Origin of the sequence: Pseudonocardia kongjuensis, from assembly GCF_039526905.1 — a bacterium.
GTDB classification, from domain to species: domain Bacteria; phylum Actinomycetota; class Actinomycetes; order Mycobacteriales; family Pseudonocardiaceae; genus Pseudonocardia; species Pseudonocardia kongjuensis.
The window spans coordinates 126,144-144,081 of sequence record NZ_BAAAJK010000036.1 but is presented as its reverse complement, the minus strand read 5'-3'; the positions used below and the strand labels follow the sequence as shown (position 1 = coordinate 144,081).

15 protein-coding genes are annotated in these 17,938 nt (G+C 74.5%); 3 read left to right on the top strand and 12 right to left on the bottom strand.

The genetic code is table 11. From position 1 onward, the window contains the following. Positions 1-15 precede the first annotated feature (15 nt). The 10 genes from ABD160_RS26220 to ABD160_RS26175 all read right to left on the bottom strand — a co-directional run bounded on the left by ABD160_RS26220 (position 16) and on the right by ABD160_RS26175 (position 11,727). On the bottom strand, positions 16-2,472 hold the full coding sequence (locus ABD160_RS26220; protein WP_344027129.1) for an NADH-quinone oxidoreductase subunit G: 2,457 nt from the start codon (positions 2,470-2,472) through the stop codon (positions 16-18). After that, positions 2,469-3,833, bottom strand: a complete 1,365-nt coding sequence (nuoF, locus tag ABD160_RS26215) for an NADH-quinone oxidoreductase subunit NuoF (RefSeq protein WP_344027127.1) — start codon at positions 3,831-3,833, stop codon at positions 2,469-2,471. The genes ABD160_RS26220 and nuoF overlap by 4 nt, the downstream gene beginning before the upstream one ends. Next, entirely contained in the window at positions 3,833-4,663 is an 831-nt protein-coding gene (gene nuoE / locus ABD160_RS26210) for an NADH-quinone oxidoreductase subunit NuoE (protein ID WP_344027125.1), read from the bottom strand. The genes nuoF and nuoE overlap by 1 nt, the downstream gene beginning before the upstream one ends. Then, entirely contained in the window at positions 4,660-6,012 is a 1,353-nt protein-coding gene (locus ABD160_RS26205; protein WP_344027123.1) for an NADH-quinone oxidoreductase subunit D, read from the bottom strand. The genes nuoE and ABD160_RS26205 overlap by 4 nt, the downstream gene beginning before the upstream one ends. A 43-nt stretch (positions 6,013-6,055) precedes the next feature. Beyond that, the gene (locus ABD160_RS26200) at positions 6,056-6,901 is read right to left on the bottom strand and encodes an NADH-quinone oxidoreductase subunit C (RefSeq protein ID WP_425563663.1); all 846 of its coding nucleotides are present in this window, start codon (positions 6,899-6,901) and stop codon (positions 6,056-6,058) included. Next, positions 6,898-7,596 (bottom strand): NuoB/complex I 20 kDa subunit family protein, encoded by a 699-nt coding sequence (locus ABD160_RS26195; RefSeq protein ID WP_344027121.1) that lies wholly within the window; start codon positions 7,594-7,596, stop codon positions 6,898-6,900. The genes ABD160_RS26200 and ABD160_RS26195 overlap by 4 nt, the downstream gene beginning before the upstream one ends. A gap of 10 nt (positions 7,597-7,606) precedes the next feature. Continuing rightward, positions 7,607-7,972: an NADH-quinone oxidoreductase subunit A gene (locus tag ABD160_RS26190; protein ID WP_085910676.1), complete on the bottom strand. Its 366-nt coding sequence runs from the start codon at positions 7,970-7,972 to the stop codon at positions 7,607-7,609. 318 nt (positions 7,973-8,290) lie between these two features. Next, positions 8,291-8,983 carry a demethylmenaquinone methyltransferase gene (locus tag ABD160_RS26185; protein ID WP_344027119.1) on the bottom strand — a complete coding sequence of 231 codons (693 nt, stop codon included), beginning with the start codon at positions 8,981-8,983 and terminating at the stop codon, positions 8,291-8,293. Positions 8,984-9,008: 25 nt separating this feature from the next. Beyond that, a complete protein-coding gene (locus ABD160_RS26180; protein WP_344027117.1) occupies positions 9,009-9,590 on the bottom strand; it encodes a hypothetical protein in 582 nt (193 codons plus the stop codon). Between the two features lie 976 nt (positions 9,591-10,566). After that, positions 10,567-11,727 carry a glycosyltransferase family 4 protein gene (locus ABD160_RS26175; protein WP_344027115.1) on the bottom strand — a complete coding sequence of 387 codons (1,161 nt, stop codon included), beginning with the start codon at positions 11,725-11,727 and terminating at the stop codon, positions 10,567-10,569. A 166-nt stretch (positions 11,728-11,893) separates the two neighbouring features. Between ABD160_RS26175 and ABD160_RS26170 the strand changes: the two genes are divergently transcribed. After that, positions 11,894-12,712 carry an inositol monophosphatase family protein gene (locus ABD160_RS26170; RefSeq protein ID WP_344027113.1) on the top strand — a complete coding sequence of 273 codons (819 nt, stop codon included), beginning with the start codon at positions 11,894-11,896 and terminating at the stop codon, positions 12,710-12,712. Positions 12,713-12,737: 25 nt separating this feature from the next. On the opposite strand, the gene ABD160_RS26165 is transcribed toward ABD160_RS26170, so the two are convergent. Then, positions 12,738-13,223 (bottom strand): DUF3592 domain-containing protein, encoded by a 486-nt coding sequence (locus ABD160_RS26165; protein ID WP_344027111.1) that lies wholly within the window; start codon positions 13,221-13,223, stop codon positions 12,738-12,740. A 95-nt stretch (positions 13,224-13,318) separates the two neighbouring features. Here ABD160_RS26165 and ABD160_RS26160 point away from each other — a divergent pair, with 95 nt between their 5' ends. After that, positions 13,319-14,578, top strand: a complete 1,260-nt coding sequence (locus ABD160_RS26160) for an isochorismate synthase (RefSeq protein WP_344027110.1) — start codon at positions 13,319-13,321, stop codon at positions 14,576-14,578. 9 nt (positions 14,579-14,587) lie between these two features. Here ABD160_RS26160 and menD read toward each other — a convergent pair whose 3' ends face one another. Then, positions 14,588-16,285 carry a 2-succinyl-5-enolpyruvyl-6-hydroxy-3-cyclohexene-1-carboxylic-acid synthase gene (menD, locus tag ABD160_RS26155; RefSeq protein WP_344027108.1) on the bottom strand — a complete coding sequence of 566 codons (1,698 nt, stop codon included), beginning with the start codon at positions 16,283-16,285 and terminating at the stop codon, positions 14,588-14,590. A 354-nt stretch (positions 16,286-16,639) separates the two neighbouring features. Here menD and ABD160_RS26150 point away from each other — a divergent pair, with 354 nt between their 5' ends. Further along, complete coding sequence (locus ABD160_RS26150) at positions 16,640-17,914, top strand: MFS transporter (protein WP_344027152.1); 1,275 nt, start codon at positions 16,640-16,642, stop codon at positions 17,912-17,914. Positions 17,915-17,938: the final 24 nt, after the last annotated feature.

Here is a 17,938-nt window from a genome sequence, read left to right as displayed (position 1 = left end):
GGGTCTGGAGGAGGTTCACGACGCACTTCCGTTTCCGGTGGCCGGGACCACCCCGACCAGGTCACCGTGCCCGGCGCCGAGCGTGGGCCGCACGTGCGATCCGGGCGAGCAGGTCGGCAGCCAGACCACGCCGTCCGGGGCGTCGGCGAGCGCGACCGGCAGCGTGATCGTGCCCCGGTCGGTCCGGACGGCGGCGTCCTCGCCCTCGATCAGCCCGAGCCGCTCGGCGGTCGCCGCGTTCAGCTTCACGTAGGGCCGTCGTGCGGTCCCGGCCAGCGCCGGTTCGTCGATCGACAGCGACGCGTCGTCGACCAGCTGGCGGGAGGTGGCGAGGACGGCCTGGCCGTAGCCGGGCCGCTTCGCCTCGCCCGCCGCGACCGCGGGGGCGAGCGTCCCGGCCCGGCGGGTGCCCAGCCGGGCCAGCTCGCCGGCCGCGGCGGCCGGGGTCTGGGTGAACAGGTCGGTGTCCATCTCGACGCCGAGGGTGTCCAGCACCCGGCAGTCCGGGAGCACGCCGGTCGCGTCCAGGGCGACGCCGAACGGGCGGTGCCTGCCCTCCCAGTTGACGTAGGTCCCGGAGCGCTGGGCGTCCGGCGCGACCGGCAGCACCACGTCGGCCAGCTCGGTGACCGCCGAGGTGTGCATCTCCAGGCTGACCAGGAAGCCGACCTCGCGCAGCGCGGTGATCGCGGCCTGCGGGTCGGCCATGTCCTGCGGGTCGACCCCGCCGACCACCAGGGCGGCGAGCTCACCGGCCGCGGCGGCGGCCAGGATCGCGTCGCCGTCACGGCCCGGCTCGGCGGGCAGCGGGCCGGAGCCCCACAGCCGCTCCAGCTCGGCACGGGCGGCCGCGTCGGTGACCGGCCGTCCGCCGGGCAGCAGGGTCGGCACCGCGCCGGCCTCCAGCGCCCCGCGGTCGCCGGCCCGGCGCGGCAGCCAGCCGATCGACGCGCCGGTGCGGGCGGCGAGCGCGGACACCGCGGAGTACAGCCCGGGCGACTCGGCGGCCCGGTCGCCGACCAGGATCACCGCGCCCGGCTGCTCCAGGGCGGCGGTGACGTCGGCACCCGGCTCGGCGACGACGGCGGCCTCGGCGCCCGGCACCGCGTGCAGCACGGTGGCGCCGGTCTTCTCGGCGCCGGTGCTGGTGAACGGCGCGACCTGGAAGTGCCGCAGCCCCTTCTTCCGCCACGCCTTGCGCAGCCGGAGGAAGACGATGCCCGACTCCTCCTCGGGATCGGTGCCGACGGTGAGCACCGCGGGCGCGTTCTCGATCTTCTCGAAGGTCACCGCGGCCTCGCCCGGGACGCCGTCGGGTGCGGTCCCGACGACGTGCGCGGCGAGGAACTCCAGCTCCTCGTCCGAGTGCGGCCGGGAGCGGAAGTCGATGTCGTTGGTGCGGGCGGCGAGGCGGGCGAACTTCGCGTAGGCGTAGGCGTCCTCGACGGTCAGCCGGCCGCCGGTCAGCACGCCGATCCCGGCGCCGTCGCGGGCGGCGGTCAGGCCCTCCGCGGCGATCTGCAGCGCCTCGGTCCAGGAGGTCTCCGCCAGCTCACCGTCGGCGCGGCGGACCAGCGGCCGGGTGATCCGGCCCGCGCTGCCCAGGTAGCGGAAGGCGAACCGGCCCTTGTCGCAGAGCCACTCCTCGTTCACCTCGGGATCGTTGCCGGCCAGCCGGCGCAGCACGGTGCCGCGGCGGGAGTCGGTCCGCATGTCGCAGCCCGAGCTGCAGTGCTCGCAGGTGCCCGGGGTGGAGCGCAGGTCGAACGGCCGCGACCGGAACCGGTACGCGGCGCTGGTCAGCGCGCCGACCGGGCAGATCTGGATGGTGTTGCCGGAGAAGTAGGACTGGAACGGCTGGTCCTCGGCGATCCCGATCTGCTGGTTCGCGCCGCGCTCCAGCAGGTCGATGAACGGGTCGCCGGCGATCTCCTCGGAGAACCGGGTGCAGCGCTGGCAGAGCACGCAGCGCTCGCGGTCGAGCAGCACCTGCGAGCTGATCGGCAGCGGCTTCGGGAAGGTCCGCTTCCGCTCGACGAACCGGGAGTCGGCCCGGCCGTGCGCCATCGCCTGGTTCTGCAGCGGGCACTCGCCGCCCTTGTCGCAGATCGGGCAGTCCAGCGGGTGGTTGATGAGCAGCAGCTCCATCACACCCTGCTGCGCCTTGTCGGCCCGCTCGGAGGTGTTCTGGGTCTTGACCACCATCCCGTCCGCGACGGTCATGGTGCAGCTGGCCTGCGGCTTCGGCATCGGCCGGCCGCCCATCTCGACCTCGACCAGGCACTGGCGGCAGGCGCCGGCCGGGTCGAGCAGCGGATGGTCGCAGAACCGCGGGATCACGATGCCGATCCGCTCGCAGGTCCGGATCAGCAGCTCACCCTTGGGGGCGTCGACGACCTGGCCGTCGATGGTGAGCCGGACGTGCCCGTCGGGAACCGGGGTGTCGGTCGACTTCTCGGGGGAGAGGATCATGCGTGGGCTCCGGTGAGTTCTGTTCCGTCGGTCCGTTCCGCGAGCTCCACGTCCGCGAGCTGCTCGGGCCTCTCGACGTCGGGCTGCGACGCGATCAGGTCCAGGAACTCCTGCCGGAAGTACTGGATCGCGCTGGTGATCGGGCTCGTCGCCCCGTCACCCAGCGCGCAGAACGAGCGGCCGAGGATGTTGTCGCAGACGTCGACCATCATGTCGATGTCGGCCGTCGTCCCCTCGCCGCGCACCATCCGCTGCAGCACCTGCACCAGCCAGAACGTGCCCTCCCGGCACGGGGTGCACTTGCCGCAGCTCTCGTGCTTGTAGAACTCGGTCCACTTCATCACCGCCCACGGCACCGAGACGGTCTCGTTGAAGACCTGCACGGCCGTGGTGCCGAGCATCGAGCCGGCCTCGGCGGCACCCTCGAAGTCGAGCGGGACGTCGAGGTGGTCGGCGGTGAGCAGCGGCGTCGAGGAGCCGCCGGGCGTCCAGAACTTGAGCGGGACGCCGTCCTTCATGCCGCCCGCCAGCTCCAGCAGCCCGCGCAGCGTGATGCCGAGCGGCGCCTCGTACTGGCCGGGGCGCTCGACGTGCCCGGAGATCGAGTAGATCTTCGGGCCGGGCGACTTCTCCCGGCCCATCGAGCGGAACCAGTCGGCGCCGCCGGCCACGATCGCCGGGACCGAGGCGATGGTCTCGACGTTGTTGACGACCGTCGGGCTGGCGTAGAGCCCGGACGTCGCCGGGAACGGCGGCTTGAGCCGCGGCTGGCCGCGCCGGCCCTCCAGCGAGTCCAGCAGTGCCGTCTCCTCGCCGCAGATGTAGGCGCCCGCCCCGGCGTGTACCACGATCTCCAGGTCGAAGCCGGAGCCGAGGATGTCGCGCCCGAGGTAGCCGGCCTCCTTCGCCTCCCGGACGGCGGCGCGCAGCCGGCGGATGCAGTGCAGCGCCTCGCCGCGCACGTAGATCGCGCAGAAGTTCGCCCGGATCGCGTAGGAGGTGACGATGCAGCCCTCGATCAGCGCGTGCGGATCGGCCATCATCGTCGGGATGTCCTTGCAGGTGCCCGGCTCGCCCTCGTCGGCGTTGATCACCAGGTACTTGGGCTTCGCGCCGGGACCCTTGCCGCTGCCGTCGTCCTGCGGGATGAAGCCCCACTTCATCCCGGTCGGGAACCCGGCGCCGCCGCGGCCGCGCAGGCCGGAGTCCTTCACCAGCTGGATCAGCTGGTCCGGGTGCGCGGCGAACGCGGTGCGCAGCGAGGAGTAGCCCTCCAGCCGGGTGTAGGTGTCGATCGACCAGGAGCGCGGGGACAGCCAGCGCCGGGTCAGGACGGGGGTGATCGGATCGGGAGTGCTCATCACTTCTTCTCCGGTAGCGCGGGCATCGCGGGCGGCTCGTCCGGCATCGCCGGGGCGGTCCAGCCGTTCTCCTCGGCGAGCCGCACCCCGCGGACCGACTCGACCGCCGACGACGGGCCCTCGACCCGCGCGGTCGTGTCCACGGTGGACGCCTCGTCGGTGAAGCCGGCCAGCTCCAGCTCGACCGTGCGCAGGTCGGTCAGCGGGGCGCCGCGGGTCGGCTGCGGCCGCTCGCCGCGGCGCAGCGCGTCGACCAGCTCGACGGCGGAGTCGACCGTCTGGTTGTCGAAGTACTCGTAGTTGACCTGCAGAACCGGCGCGAGATCGCAGGCCGCCAGGCACTCGGCGTGCTCCAGGGTGATCGACCCCGGGCTGCCCGGCTCGCCGGCCGTCTCCTCGTGCCGCAGCGGCCGGTCCGCGGACCCGAGGTGGGTGCGCAGCCGGTCGTAGATGTCGTCGCCGCCGAGCGCCGCGCACAGCGTGTTGGTGCACACGCTGACCAGGTGCTCGCCGCACGGGCTGCGCTTGTACATCGTGTAGAAGGTCGCCACCGCGGAGACCTCGGCGGTGGTCAGGTCCAGCGCCTCGGCGCAGTACCGGATGCCGTCGGTGCTGACGTAGCCCTCCACCGACTGCACCAGGTGCAGCAGCGGGAGCAGCGCGGACCGGGACTGCGGGTACAGGGAGATGATCTCCTTGGTCCGCTGCCGGGTGAGTTCGTCGAAGACCGGCGAGACCGGCGACGGCTCGGCCGGGGCCGGGAAGTGACGCTCGGTCGGGGTGACCGGCGCGGGCGAGTTCGTCTCCGGGTTGCCCTCCGGGAGCGTCATCGGTCGCAACCTCCCATCACGGGATCGATCGAGGCGACGGCCGCGATCACGTCGGCGACCTGGCCGCCCTCGCTCATCGCGGGCATCATCTGCAGGTTCACGAAGCTGGGATCCCGCAGGTGCACGCGGACCGGGCGGGTGCCGCCGTCGGACACCAGGTGCGCGGCGAGCTCGCCGCGCGGCGACTCGACCGCCGCGTACGCCTGGCCGGGCGGCACGTGGAAGCCCTCGGTGACCAGCTTGAAGTGGTGGATCAGCGACTCCATCGACTGACCCATGATCTTGCGGACGTGCTCGAGGGTGTTCCCCATGCCGTCGCTGCCGATCGAGAGCTGGGCCGGCCAGGCGACCTTCGGGTCGTCCACCATGACCCGCCCCGGCCCGATCTCCTCGAGATGCACCAGCGCCTGCTCCATGATCTTGAGCGACTCGTGGATCTCGGCGACCCGCAGCCGGTACCGGGCGTAGCAGTCGGCCTCGGTCGCCGTCGGCACCTCGAAGTCGTACTGGTCGTACACCGAGTACGGCATGTGCTTGCGCAGGTCCCAGGCCAGGCCGGCGGACCGCAGGATCGGGCCGGACGCGCCGAGCGCCAGGCAGCCGTCGACCGGCAGGTAGCCGACGCCCTCCAGGCGCTGGCGCCAGATCGGCTGGCCGGTGAGCAGCTTGTCGTAGTCGGGCAGCCGGGAGTTCATCACCTTCAGGAAGTCGGTGATCTTCTCCTGGTAGTCCGCGGGCAGGTCCTGGGCGAGCCCGCCCGGGCGGATGAACGCGTGGTTCATCCGCAGCCCGGTCAGGTGCTCCAGCAGGTGCAGCACCTCCTCGCGCTCACGGAAGCCCGAGGTCATGCCGGTCAGCGCACCCAGCTCCATGCCGCCGGTGGCGAGCGCGACCAGGTGCGAGCCGATCCGGTTCAGCTCCATGAGCAGCACCCGGATGTGCTCGGCCCGGTCCGGGACGGTGACGCCGAGCAGCTTCTCCACGGCCATGCAGTACGCGGCCTCGTTGAACAGCGGCGACAGGTAGTCCGCGCGGGTCACGAACGTGACCCCCTGGGTCCACGTCCGGTACTCGCAGTTCTTCTCGATGCCGGTGTGCAGGTAGCCGATGACGGCGCGGCCCTGGGTGACGGTCTCGCCCTCGAGCTCCAGGACCAGGCGCAGCACGCCGTGCGTGGACGGGTGCTGCGGACCCATGTTGATGACGATGCGGTCGTCGTGCTCCGCATCCATCAGGGTGTCCCAGTCGCCGCCGGTGACCGTGTAGACGGTGCCCTCGGTGGTCGGGCGGCCCGGCGCGGCGTACGGGTCCTGCTTCGGTGTGGTGGAGCGGTCGTCAGTGCTGGTCACGGATTCGTCCTCCGCTCGTCCGGTCGCTGCCGGGATCGGCCGGTCACGAGTAGGCCCGCCGCTCGTCCGGGGGCGGGATCTCCGCGCCCTTGTACTCGACCGGGATGCCGCCGAGCGGGTAGCTCTTGCGCTGCGGATGGCCGTCCCAGTCGTCGGGCATGAGGATCCGGGTGAGCGCGGGATGGCCGTCGAAGACGACGCCGAACATGTCCCAGGTCTCGCGCTCGTGCCAGTCCGCGGTCGGGTAGACGTCCACCACGCTGTCCACGTGCGGCTGCTCCAGGTCGAGCGCGACCTCCAGCCGGACCCGGCGCCGGTAGGTCATCGAGAGCAGGTGGTAGACGACGTGCAACGGCCGGTCGACCGGGCTGCCGTCCGGCGCGGAGTAGTCCACACCGGACACCCCGGAGCAGAACTCGAAGCGCAGGCCCGGGTCGTCGCGCAGGGTGCGGGCGACCGCGTTCAGCCGGGCCGGGACGATGTAGAGGGTCAGCTCGTCGCGGTCGACGGTGACCTGCTCGATCGAGTCCCGCGGGATGCCCCGCTCGTCGAGGGCGGCCCCCAGCTCGTCGGCGAACTCGTCGAACCAGCCGCCGAACGGGCGCTCCGCCGGAGCCGGCGCGTGGCCGGGCAGCCGCAGGCCGCCGTAGCCGGAGGTGTCGCCGGTGCCGCGGACGCCGAACATGCCCGACCGGGTGCGGGTCTCGGAGATGGCGGCGGCCGGGCGGGTGCCGGCGAGCGCGTCGCCGCCGCCGGCGGCCTGCTGCTGCTCCAGCTCGGCGCCGCTCTCCTGGGCCGACGAGTGCGGTCCGCCGGTGGGCTCGGCGCCGACGCCCGCGGCCTCCGGCTCGGGGGCCTCGTCCTTGGACGTGCCGGTCGGCTCGGTCACCTGTCCTCACCCCCGGTGAGCTGCTGCTGCCGCGCGGCCTCGGCGAGCGAGGGCAGTCCGCCGTCGCTCACCTTGGGCTGCGCACCCGGCTCCAGGTAGTTCGGGACGTCCGGGGTGTGGGTGTTCTTCAGCGCGTCGAGGCCCTTGTGCTTCGGCGCGAACTTGATCGACGACGGGACCATCGGCGTGCGGTAGCCGGACTCGGCCAGCTCCGCGGCCCGCTTCGGGCCGAGCGGCTCGTCGGAGATCTTGGCGTGGATCTTCAGGATCGCGTCCATCAGCATCTCCGGCCGCGGCGGGCAGCCGGGCAGGTACATGTCGACCGGCACCACGTGGTCGACGCCCTGGACGATCGCGTAGTTGTTGAACATGCCGCCGGAGCTGGCGCACACGCCCATCGCCAGCACCCAGCGCGGCTCGGGCATCTGGTCGTAGATCTGGCGCAGGACCGGGGCCATCTTGTTGCTCACCCGGCCCGCGACGATCATCAGGTCGGCCTGCCGCGGCGAGGCCCGGAAGACCTCCATGCCGAAGCGGGCGAGGTCGTAGCGCGGGGCACCGGTCGTCATCATCTCGATCGCGCAGCAGGCCAGGCCGAACGTGGCGGGCCAGAGCGACGACTTCCGGGTCCAGTTGACCAGCTTCTCGACGCTGGTCAGCAGGACACCGCTGGGCAGGTTCTCCTCGAGTCCCATTTCGGCTCCGTCAGCTCCACTCGAGTCCGCCGCGCCGCCATTCGTAGGCGTACGCGAAGGCGATGGTGGCGATGTAGAGCGTGATGGCCACGAACCCGAAGACACCGACCGCATCCGCGATGACGGCGTAGGGGTACATGAACACCAGCTCGATGTCGAACAGGATGAACAGCATCGCGGTGAGGTAGTAGGCGACCGGGATCCGTCCACCACCGACGATCGGCTGCGGCGAGGGCTCGATGCCGCACTCGTAGGAGTCGAGCTTGGCCCGGTTGTACCGGCGCGGTCCGATGAGCGGGGCGGAGGCGACCGAGAACAGCGCGAAACCGGCTGCCAACGCGAACAGCAGGACGAGCGGGAGATAGGGATCGAGCATCCGTACACCTTCGTAGTCGCGCGGCCACCGCCGTTGGTAGTGGTGATCCACAAGCCGGTCGCCGGAGACCCTATGTCCGTCGCCATGTGACGAACGACCCAGGCGAGCCTTACCTGGGGCGGCCGACGCGCCGGTCACGGCGCACGTACACCCAGGTCGGGCCCCTCCGATCGGCCTGTCGGCCACCACGCTTGTGAAAAACTTCACGAACGTGCGGACGAGTGTAGGGCGTGCTCCCGGAATCCGTCTCGGTGGATTGCACGACGGATGAGGAAATGTTGCAGCGCAACGAGGAAGGACCGGCCGGGCCGGAAACGATCAGACCGGTCTGACGGCCCGGTGCAGCGCGACGGCGCCGACCGTGAGGTTCCGCCAGGCGACCCGCTCCCAGCCGGCCTCGGCGATCCGCCGGGCCAGCGCGGGCTGGTCCGGCCAGTCCCGGATCGACTCGGCGAGATAGAGGTAGGCGTCCGGGTTCGACGACAGCGTCCGGGCCACCGCGGGCAGCACGTGCCCGAGCACGGCGCCCTGGTACAGCGCGCGGAACGGGGCCCAGGTCGGGGTGGAGAACTCGCAGACGACCAGCCGCCCGCCGGGCCGGGTGACCCGGGCCAGCTCGCGCAGGCCGGCCACCGGGTCGGCGACGTTGCGCAGGCCGAACGAGATGGTGACCGCGTCGAACGCGCCGTCGGCGAACGGCAGGTGCATGGCGTCGGCGGCGGCCTTCGGCACGTCCCGGTGGGCGCCGGCGCGCAGCATGCCCAGCGAGAAGTCGGCGGCCACGCACCAGGCGCCGTCCTTCGCGAGCTCCACCGTGGACACCGCGGTGCCCGCGGCGAGATCGAGGACCCGCTCCCCCGGCTGCGGGGCCAGCGCGCGCCGGGTCTGGATCCGCCAGTAGCGGTCCATCCCGCCGGACAGCGCGGTGTTGGTCAGGTCGTAGCGCCGGGCGACGCCGTCGAACATGCGGGCGACGTCGTGCGGGTTCCGGTCGAGCTCGGCGCGGGACACACCACGAGATTACGCAGTGCCCGGCTCAGCGGCCGAACTGCTCGGCCAGCACCGCCCGCAGCCCGGCCAGGTACTCGGCGCGGACCCTGGCCGCGGCCGGCGCCCACTCCTCGCGCGGGATGCTCACCCCGGTGCCGGGCCCGGTGAACGCGCCCATGCCGTGCAGCGCGATCCAGCGGTGGTCGTAGTCGTGCGGCGCGGTGCGGTCCCAGGCGACGCCCCGGACCGCGGCCCGCCGGACCCGCGCCGGATCGGCGAACGCCCAGCGGTTCACCGGCTCGCCGTAGCGGTCCCGCAGCACCGCCAGCGCGGACGCGGCCGTGGGATCGGTGCAGCGGACCGCGTCGAACCGGGCCCTGACCTGCGCGGCGTAGAACCAGGCCGCGGCGTCGGCCATCGCGTCCTCGGCGACCAGGCTCGCCGAGAGGGCGAACAGCACCGGCGGCATCATCCGCTGCGGAGCGGCCAGCACCTCGGTGCGGGCGGCGGCGCGGACGGCGGGTCCGGCGTGCAGCAGACGGCCGGTCAGGGCCACCGCGGCCGAGGTGTCCACCGTGCGGAGCTCGCCCTGCGGTTCGACGACGATCGTGCGGCCCAGGCGTGTCATGTCCATCAGGTTGACGTGGGAGGCGGGGGTGCGGGTCCGCACGACTACGGAGTCCGTGTGGGGTGGGGCCGGTGCTGGTGGGGTCCGGTGCGCGGTTCGGGCTCGCGGCTCGCGGCTCGCCGCCCGCGGCCCGCGACTCGCGGCTCGCGACTCGCGGCTCGCGGCTCGCCGCCCGCGGCCCGCGGCCCGCGACTCGCGGCTCGCGGCTCGGGGCTCGGGGCTCGCGGCTCGCGGCTCGCCGCCCGAGACTCGCCGCGAGGCCCGGGACTCGCCGCCCGAGACTCGCCGCGCGAGGCCCGAGGCCCGAGGCCCGCGGCCCGAGGCCCGAGGCGAGGGCGCGCGGCGACGGTGCGAGGGGTGGTGCGAGAGCCGACCGCCCAGGGAACGGGGCCGGCGCGCGGGCGCCCGGGCTTTCCGCACCCCCAGCACCACCGCGCACCCGCTCCACCCAGTGCGGCGACCGAACCGGGGTGCGACACACGCTGCACCAGGTGCGCGGACCACCACGGGGTGCGACACGACGCGACACGACGGGGCCACCGTCACGCACTGCCCGCTACGCACCGCCGCCACGCACCGCCCGCGACGGGCCACACACCCCGAAGCCGGCCGCACCCCCAGCACCACCGCGCACCCGCTCCACCCGGTGCGCCGACCGAACCGGGGTGCGACACACGACGCACCAAGCACGAGGACCACCACTGGGTGCGACACGACGGGGCCACCGTCACGCACCGCCCGCCACGCACCGCCCGCGACGGGCCACACACCCCGAAGCCGGTCGCACCCCCAAGCGCGACCGCGCACCTGCTCCACCCGGTGCGGCGACCGAACCAGGGAGCGACACGCTCCGGCCGGGAGGTGGCCACGCACCCCACTGCGACCCCGCACCCCCAGCACCACCGCGCACCCGCTCCACCCGGTGCGGCGACCGAACCAGGGTGCGGCGACCGAACCGGGGTGCGGGAAGGATCGTTCAGGCCACCAGCCGGTCGGGGGCCTCGCGCAGCACCTGGGCGTAGTGCGCGAGCAGCTCGTCCCCCACCGCCGACCAGGTGCGGCGCAGCACCGACTGCCGGGCGGCCGCACCGAACGCCCGGTTGCGGTCCGGGTCGCAGAGCGCCCGCACGGCGGCCACCAGCTCGCGGTCGGCGGCGTCGGTGGCCGGATCGCCGGGCTCGCCGGCCGGCTCCGGCCGCGGTGCCACCAGGTACCCGGTGCGTCCGGGGAGCACCAGGTCGCGCGGCCCGCCGGCGTCCGGCGCGACCACCGGGACCCCGGAGGCGAGCGCCTCCTGGACGGCCTGGCAGAACGTCTCGGACTGGCCGGTGTGCACGAAGACGTCGAGGCTGGCGTAGATCTCGGCGAGCTCGTCGCCGCCGCGGTGCCCGAGGAACGCCGCCGCGGGCAGCCGCTCGCGCAGGCCGTCGGCGCTCGGCCCGTCGCCGACGACGACCAGCCGCGTGCCGGGCAGGTCGCCGAGCACGGCGAGCCGGTCGACCTGCTTCTCCGGGGCGAGCCTGCCGACGAAGCCGACCAGCCGCTCGCCGCCCGGCGCCAGCTCGGCCCGCCGGGCGGCGCTGCGCCGGGACGGGGTGAACCGGCGGGTGTCGACGCCGCGCGCCCACTGGTGCACCCGCGGCACCCCGCGCTCGCGCAGCGCTCCGGTCGCCCAGCTGGACGGCGCGAGCGTCCGGTCGGCCTGCGAGTGCAGCCGGCAGGTCCAGCGCCAGGCCGCGCGGGCGGTCAGGCCGAGTCCGTAGGACGACGCGAAACCGGCCACGTCGGTCTGGTAGACGGCGACGGTCGGGATGCCGAGCCGCCGGGCGGCGGCCAGCCCGCGGGCACCGACGACGAACGGCGCGGCCAGGTGCACGACGTCCGGCCGGAACGCCCGCAGCGCGGTCAGCACCCGGCGGCTCGGCACGCCGACCGGCATCGAGTTGACCACCGGCAGCCCGACCGCCGGTATCCGGACGACCGGGACGCCGTCGTGCTCGGCGGGCTCACCGGTCCCCGGGGCGATCACCAGCACGTCGTGCCCGTGGGCGCGCAGGTGCTCGCACACCCGCAGCACCGAGTTGGTGACACCGTTGACCACCGGCAGGAAGCATTCGGAGACGATCGCGATGCGCACGACCCGACAGTGGCGCCGGCGGAACGCCGGGCCGGGTCCGCGGCGTGATCACCCGCAGAACGACGCGCGAACATCGGGTACGGCGCACGCGAGTTGGCGTTCCCGGCGTGCACGCGTCATCTCGCGGTCGCGACCGGGTCATCCCCCGCCCGGACACTCGGGTGGCATGACGGCCGTCCCGCACACCTCCCGACCCGCCCGACCGGTCGATCCGGCACTGCTGTCCCGCGCGCTGGAGACCGCGGGCCGGCTGGCGAACGACGCCGCCGAGGTGATCACCGCGACGCTCGGCCAGGAGCACGGCCGCAGCGTCAAGGCCAACCCGTTCGACTGGGTCACCGACACCGACCGGACCCTGGAGCGGCACACCCGCCGGGTGCTGGCCGCGGACTTCCCGGGCTGCCCGGTCGTCGGCGAGGAGTACGGCACCGGCGACGACAGCCGCGCCGACGCCGACGCCGCGCCGCTGCGCTGGGTGGTGGACCCGATCGACGGCACCGCGAACTACGTCGCCGGGCTCCCCTGGTGCGCCTACAGCCTGGCGCTGGTCGACGACGACGGGCCGGTCGTCGGGGTCGTCGCCGATCCGGGCCGCGGCCAGATCTACGCCGCCGCCCGCGGCCGCGGGTTCCGGGCGAACGGGGTGCCGGTGCCCGCGCCGCGGACCACCGGGCCCGCCGGGGCGCTGGTCTGCGCCGAGGACCCGGAGCCCGGGTTCCTCCGGCGCTGCCGGTCGGCGCACGCCGGGGTGCGGGTGCTCGGGTCGGCCGCACTCGCGATCACCCAGGTCGCGCTGGGGCACGCGGTCGCGGCGACCCTGGAGCGCTACCACGAGTGGGACGTGGCCGGGGCGCTCTGCCTGGCCACCGAGGCCGGGGCGCTGGTGCTCGGCCGGGACGGCCGGGCCGCGCCGATGCCCGAGGGCGGGATGCTCGTCGTCGCACCGCACGCGGCCGCCGAGGTCGCCGCGCTGTGGCGGGACTGACCGGGACCCGGCCCCGCCGGTCGGGTCAGTCCTGCCGGTCGCGCCGGTCGCGGCGCCGCCGCAGCACCACGTACGCCGGGCCGACGACCACCCAGACCGCCGCGATCCCACCGGCGATCGGCAGGATCCCGTCCACCGCGGACCGGCCGGCGACCCGCACCCGGGTCGGCTCCGTCGTGTCGTACTCGACGTAGATGTTCTCGCCGGGGGTCAGCCCGGCCGGGTACGAGATCCCCGATCCGGGGGTCTGCAGGCGCCCCTGGTCGTCGACGAACCGGACGACGGTGCGCCAGTAGTCCGATCCCTCCAGGACGGTCGCCGCCGTCGTGCCGCGGTTCGCGTCGATCTGCGCGTCGTTCAGGAACGCCCCGCCCAGCGCGATCACGGCCAGCAGCGTCAGTGTGGCGCCGACCCCGGCGACGATCTCCGGAACGCGGTAGCGCACCCGGCTCAGGAGGCGGCCCGCCGCGGCCCGGGTCTCGGTCAGCACGTCGCCCGTCGGACTGGTCACGATCGGCGAGTCTAGGAAGCGCCGGCCACCCGGGTGTGGCCGGGACCTCGCCCCGGGACGCCACGCCGGTACGGCGCGTTGCCTACTCTCGGATTGTGACTGTCGCACCGGCCACCACCGCGTTGCGCGTCCGCACCCGCCCGCTCCGGCTGGACGGACCGCTCCTGGACACCCTCCCCGGCGACGCCGACCCGCTGAGCTGGGTCCGTGGCGACGCCGGGGGTGACGAGGGGATCGTCGGCTGGGGCGAGGTCGCCCGGTTCACCGGTTCCGGCCCCGACCGGTTCGCCGAGGCCGACCGGTGGTGGCGCTCGGTGGTGGACGGTCTCGACGGCCACAGCGACGACGTCCGGCTGCCCGGCACCGGTGCGGTCGCGTTCGCGTCCTTCACCTTCGACGACGACGCCCCCGGCTCGGTCCTGGTGGTGCCGCGGGTGGTCGTCGGGCGGCGCGGATCCCGGGCGTGGATCACCGAGATCACCCCGGCGGACGCGCCGTTCGCGCAGGCGGCGATCCGGCCGCCGGCCCCGGTGCGCCCCGGCGGGCGGCTGCGCTACGCCGACGGTGACGTGCCCGCGCACCGCTACCGGGTCGCCGTCGCCGAGGCGGTGCAGCGGATGCGCGCCGGGGAGCTGGCGAAGGCGGTGCTCGCGCACGACCTGCTGGCGCACGCCGACGCGCCGCTCGATCCGCGGTTCCTGCTGCACGGGCTCGCCCGGCGCTACCCGACCTGCTGGAGCTTCGCCGTCGACGGCCTGGTGGGCGCCACCCCGGAGCTGCTGCTGCGGCTCGACGGGCAGACCGTCGAGTCCCGGGTGCTGGCCGGGACGATGTGGCCGTCCGGTTCCGGCGCCGACGTCGGCACCGCGCTGTACGGCTCGGCGAAGGACCGCCGCGAGCACGCCTACGCCGTCGACTCGCTGGCCGCGTCACTGCGCCCGCTGGTCGCCGAGCTGGCCGTGCCGGACACCCCGGCCGTACTGACCCTGCCGAACGTGTCGCACCTGGCCAGCGACGTGCGCGCCCGGCTCGACCCGGACCGGCCCGCGTCGCTGCTCACGCTGACCGGCGCGGTGCACCCGACCGCCGCCGTGGGCGGCACCCCGACCCCGGACGCGACCGCGCTGATCAGCGAGATCGAGGGGCTCGACCGCGGCCGCTACGCCGGCCCGGTCGGCTACGTCGACGCCGACGGCGGCGGCGAGATGGGCATCGCGCTGCGCTGCGCGGAGCTGCAGGGCCGCACCGCGCGGCTGTTCGCCGGGTGCGGGATCGTCGCCGACTCCGATCCGGACGCCGAGGTGCGCGAGGCCGCCGCGAAGATGCGGGCGGTGCGCGACGCGCTGGAGGGCTGAGCGCCGCCCTCAGACGACCGCCGCGCCGACCGCCTCGTGCAGCGCGGCGTGCGCGTCCCGCAGCCCGCTGCGGGAGGCGGCGACCCGCACCAGCCGCCGCCCGGACCCGGTCCGGGCCGCCAGCTCCGCCGGGTCGCCGGACCAGTCCACGGCCGTCCAGCCCAGCGCGCGGGCCAGGCCGAGCAGATCGGCGGCGGTGGGGGTGCCGAACACCCGCTCGAACGCGCTCGCGTGCTCCGGCCCGCCCTGCTCCAGCAGGTGGAAGATGCCGCCGCCGTCGTCGTCGAGCACCACCACGGTCAGGTCCGGGGCGGGCTCCGAGCGGCCCAGCACGAGACCGGTGGTGTCGTGCAGCAGGGTCAGGTCGCCGAGCAGCAGCGTGGTCGGCCCGGCGTGCGCCAGCGCGGCGCCGACGGCCGTGGAGACGGTGCCGTCGATCCCGGCCACTCCGCGGTTGGACCGGATCACCAGGCCGTCCCGGGGCGCCGCGGCGAGCGCGACGTCGCGCACCGGGTTCGACGAGCCGAGCACCAGCTGCGCGCCGTCCGGCTGCTCGGCGACCAGGTCCCTGGCCAGCCGCAGGCCGGGCGCGCCCGCGGCGAGCTCGCCGTCCAGGGCGGCGTCGAGGGCCTTCGACGCGGCCCGGTCGGCGGCGCCCCAGGCGTAGGCGAAGTCGTCCGGCGGGGCGAGCGCGGGCAGCGCGCCGACCGCCCGGACGGTGCCCGGCACGTCGGTCCAGGTGTCGCCGTCCGGGCCGGGATCGGCGTACACCGCGACGTCCGGGTCCGCGAGCAGCTGGGCGACCGCCCGGTGCAGGGTCGGCCTGCCGAGCACCACCACCTGGGACGGGCGCAGCTCCGGCCGGTCGAGCAGCCACGGCGCCGCGCGCAGCGCGTGCCGCCACCACGGCGACGACGGCTCCGCGGCGAGCGGGGCCCCGCCGAGCAGCCCGGGATCGGCGGCCGGACCGCCGGATCCGGCGATCACCAGGGTGCGGGCGGCCGGGTCCAGCGGCAGCGGCGGCAGCGTGCGGACCGGCCGGGGTGCCGCCGTCCAGGCGGTGCCGCCGGGGCGCCCGGCCGGGATCCACGGCCCGAGCAGGCCCGCCCCGTCCGGCTCCGGGTCGTCGTCGGGATCGGGGACGAGCGGCTCGGCGTAGGGCAGGTCCAGCTGGACCGGGCCGGGCGTACCGGAACCGCCGCCGGTGGCCGCGGCCAGTGCCCGGGCCACCCCGGACCGCCAGCGGCGGACCTCTGCCTCCGACACCCCGGACACCCCGGCCACCCCGGAAGGCACCGCGAGCGAGCCGGACCAGCGCACGGCGGTCCCGAAGATCCCGGCCTGGGCGATCGTCTGGCTGGCCCCGGTGCCGACCAGCTCGGGCGGGCGGTCCGCGGTCAGCGCGAGCAGCGGCACCCCGGCGTGCGCGGCCTCCAGCACCGCCGGGTGCAGGTTCGCGACCGCCGTCCCGGACGTCACGACGACCGGGACCGGGCGGCCGGACGCCACGGCCAGGCCGAGCGCGAGGAAGCCTGCGGTGCGCTCGTCGATCCGCACGTGCAGCCGGAGCAGCCCGAGCTCGTCCGCGCGGGCCAGCGCGAACGCCGGCGGCGCGTTGCGGGACCCGGGGCAGAGCACCGCGTCGGTGACGCCGGAGCGCACCAGCTCGTCGACGATCACCCTGGCCTGGGCGGTGGAGCCGTTCACCGTCCCGACCCTAGGCCGGTCGCCGCGGTTCCCGCCGCGACGCCGGTCACGGCCCCGGCCGCCCGGGCCGCGCGGCCGCCGGCGCGCGGTCGGCGCCCGGCAGCGGGAGGTACTCGTGGTCGGCCATGTGCCCCAGTCTGACGGTCGCCGGGGACCCGGTGTGGCCCGGCCACGTCGGGCACCGACCGCGGATGTGGTCACAACCGGTGAAAACGTCACCCTCTCGTCCTATCGTGACGCAACCGACCGAGGTAACCAGTCTCACGATGGGGAGAGACCGTGTCCGACACACAACCCGGCCAGACCGCGGCCGACCGGCCGCACACGCCGATCGTGCGGGTCGTCGCCGCGAGCATGCTGGGCACGACGGTCGAGTGGTACGACTACTTCCTCTACGGCGTCGCGGCCGCGCTGGTGTTCCCGATGGTGTTCTTCCCGGACAGCGAGGGCGCCGTCGGGATCCTGCTGTCGATGGGCACCTTCGCGGTCGGGTTCATCGCCCGCCCGCTCGGCGGCCTGGTGTTCGGCCACTACGGCGACAAGATCGGCCGCAAGAAGCTGCTGGTGCTGTCGCTGCTGATGATGGGCTTCGCGACGTTCGCGATCGGCCTGCTGCCCGGCTACGCCACGATCGGCATCCTGGCGCCGATCCTGCTGGTGCTGCTGCGGATCATCCAGGGCTTCGCGCTCGGCGGCGAGTGGGGCGGGGCGGTGCTCATCGTCTCCGAGCACGGCAGGCCCGAGCACCGCGGGTTCTGGGCGAGCTGGCCGCAGGCCGGCGCCCCGGCCGGGCAGCTGCTCGCCCAGGCGATGCTCGGCGTGATGGCGCTGGTGCAGTCCGAGGAGGCGTTCCTGTCCTGGGGCTGGCGGATCCCGTTCCTGCTGTCGGCGGTGCTGGTGCTGATCGGGCTCTACGTCCGGCTCGCCGTCGAGGAGTCCCCGGTGTTCCGGGAGGCGCAGGCGAAGGCCGCCGAGCGCAGCGCCGCCGGGGAGAAGGAGACGATGCCGATCCTGGACGTGCTGCGCGAGTACCCGCGCGAGGTGCTCACCGCGATGGGCGCGCGCTTCGCGGAGAACGTCTCGTACTACATCTTCACCATCGTCATCGCGACCTACCTGCAGGAACGGTTCGACCTGCCGTCGTCGTTCGTGCTGGGTGCGGTGCTGATCGGCGCCGCCGTGCACCTGGTGACCATCCCGGTCTGGGGGGCGATCTCGGACCGGGTCGGCCGCAAGCCGGTGTACCTGTTCGGCGCGGTCGGCGTCGGCCTGTGGGCGTTCGTGTTCTTCTACCTGATCGACACCCAGAGCTTCGCGCTCACCGCGCTGGCGGTGACCGTCGGCCTGGTGCTGCACGGCGCCATGTACGGCCCGCAGGCGGCGTTCCTCTCCGAGCTGTTCGGCACCAAGGTGCGCTACTCCGGCATCTCGATCGGCTACCAGCTGGCCTCGGTGTTCGCCGGTGGGCTGGCCCCGCTGATCGCGGCGTCGCTGCTGGTCGCGACCGGCAGCGGGTACGCGATCGCGGCCTACATCGCGGCCAGCTCGGTGGTGACGATCATCGCGGTCGCCGCCTACTCCGAGACCCGCACCCGGCGGCTCGACGGCGCCGAGCTGCAGCGCAGCTGAGCGGCCCGGCTCCCGGGGGCGTAG

Bases quoted from the DNA above. Each gene is read 5' to 3' on its own strand.
- ABD160_RS26220 (WP_344027129.1), bottom strand. From the start codon at position 2,472: ATGATCCTCTCCCCCGAGAAGTCGACCGACACCCCGGTTCCCGACGGG.
- nuoF (WP_344027127.1), bottom strand. From the start codon at position 3,833: ATGAGCACTCCCGATCCGATCACCCCCGTCCTGACCCGGCGCTGGCTG.
- nuoE (WP_344027125.1), bottom strand. From the start codon at position 4,663: ATGACGCTCCCGGAGGGCAACCCGGAGACGAACTCGCCCGCGCCGGTC.
- ABD160_RS26195 (WP_344027121.1), bottom strand. From the start codon at position 7,596: ATGGGACTCGAGGAGAACCTGCCCAGCGGTGTCCTGCTGACCAGCGTC.
- ABD160_RS26190 (WP_085910676.1), bottom strand. From the start codon at position 7,972: ATGCTCGATCCCTATCTCCCGCTCGTCCTGCTGTTCGCGTTGGCAGCC.
- ABD160_RS26180 (WP_344027117.1), bottom strand. From the start codon at position 9,590: ATGACACGCCTGGGCCGCACGATCGTCGTCGAACCGCAGGGCGAGCTC.
- ABD160_RS26170 (WP_344027113.1), top strand. From the start codon at position 11,894: ATGACGGCCGTCCCGCACACCTCCCGACCCGCCCGACCGGTCGATCCG.
- ABD160_RS26150 (WP_344027152.1), top strand. From the start codon at position 16,640: ATGCTGGGCACGACGGTCGAGTGGTACGACTACTTCCTCTACGGCGTC.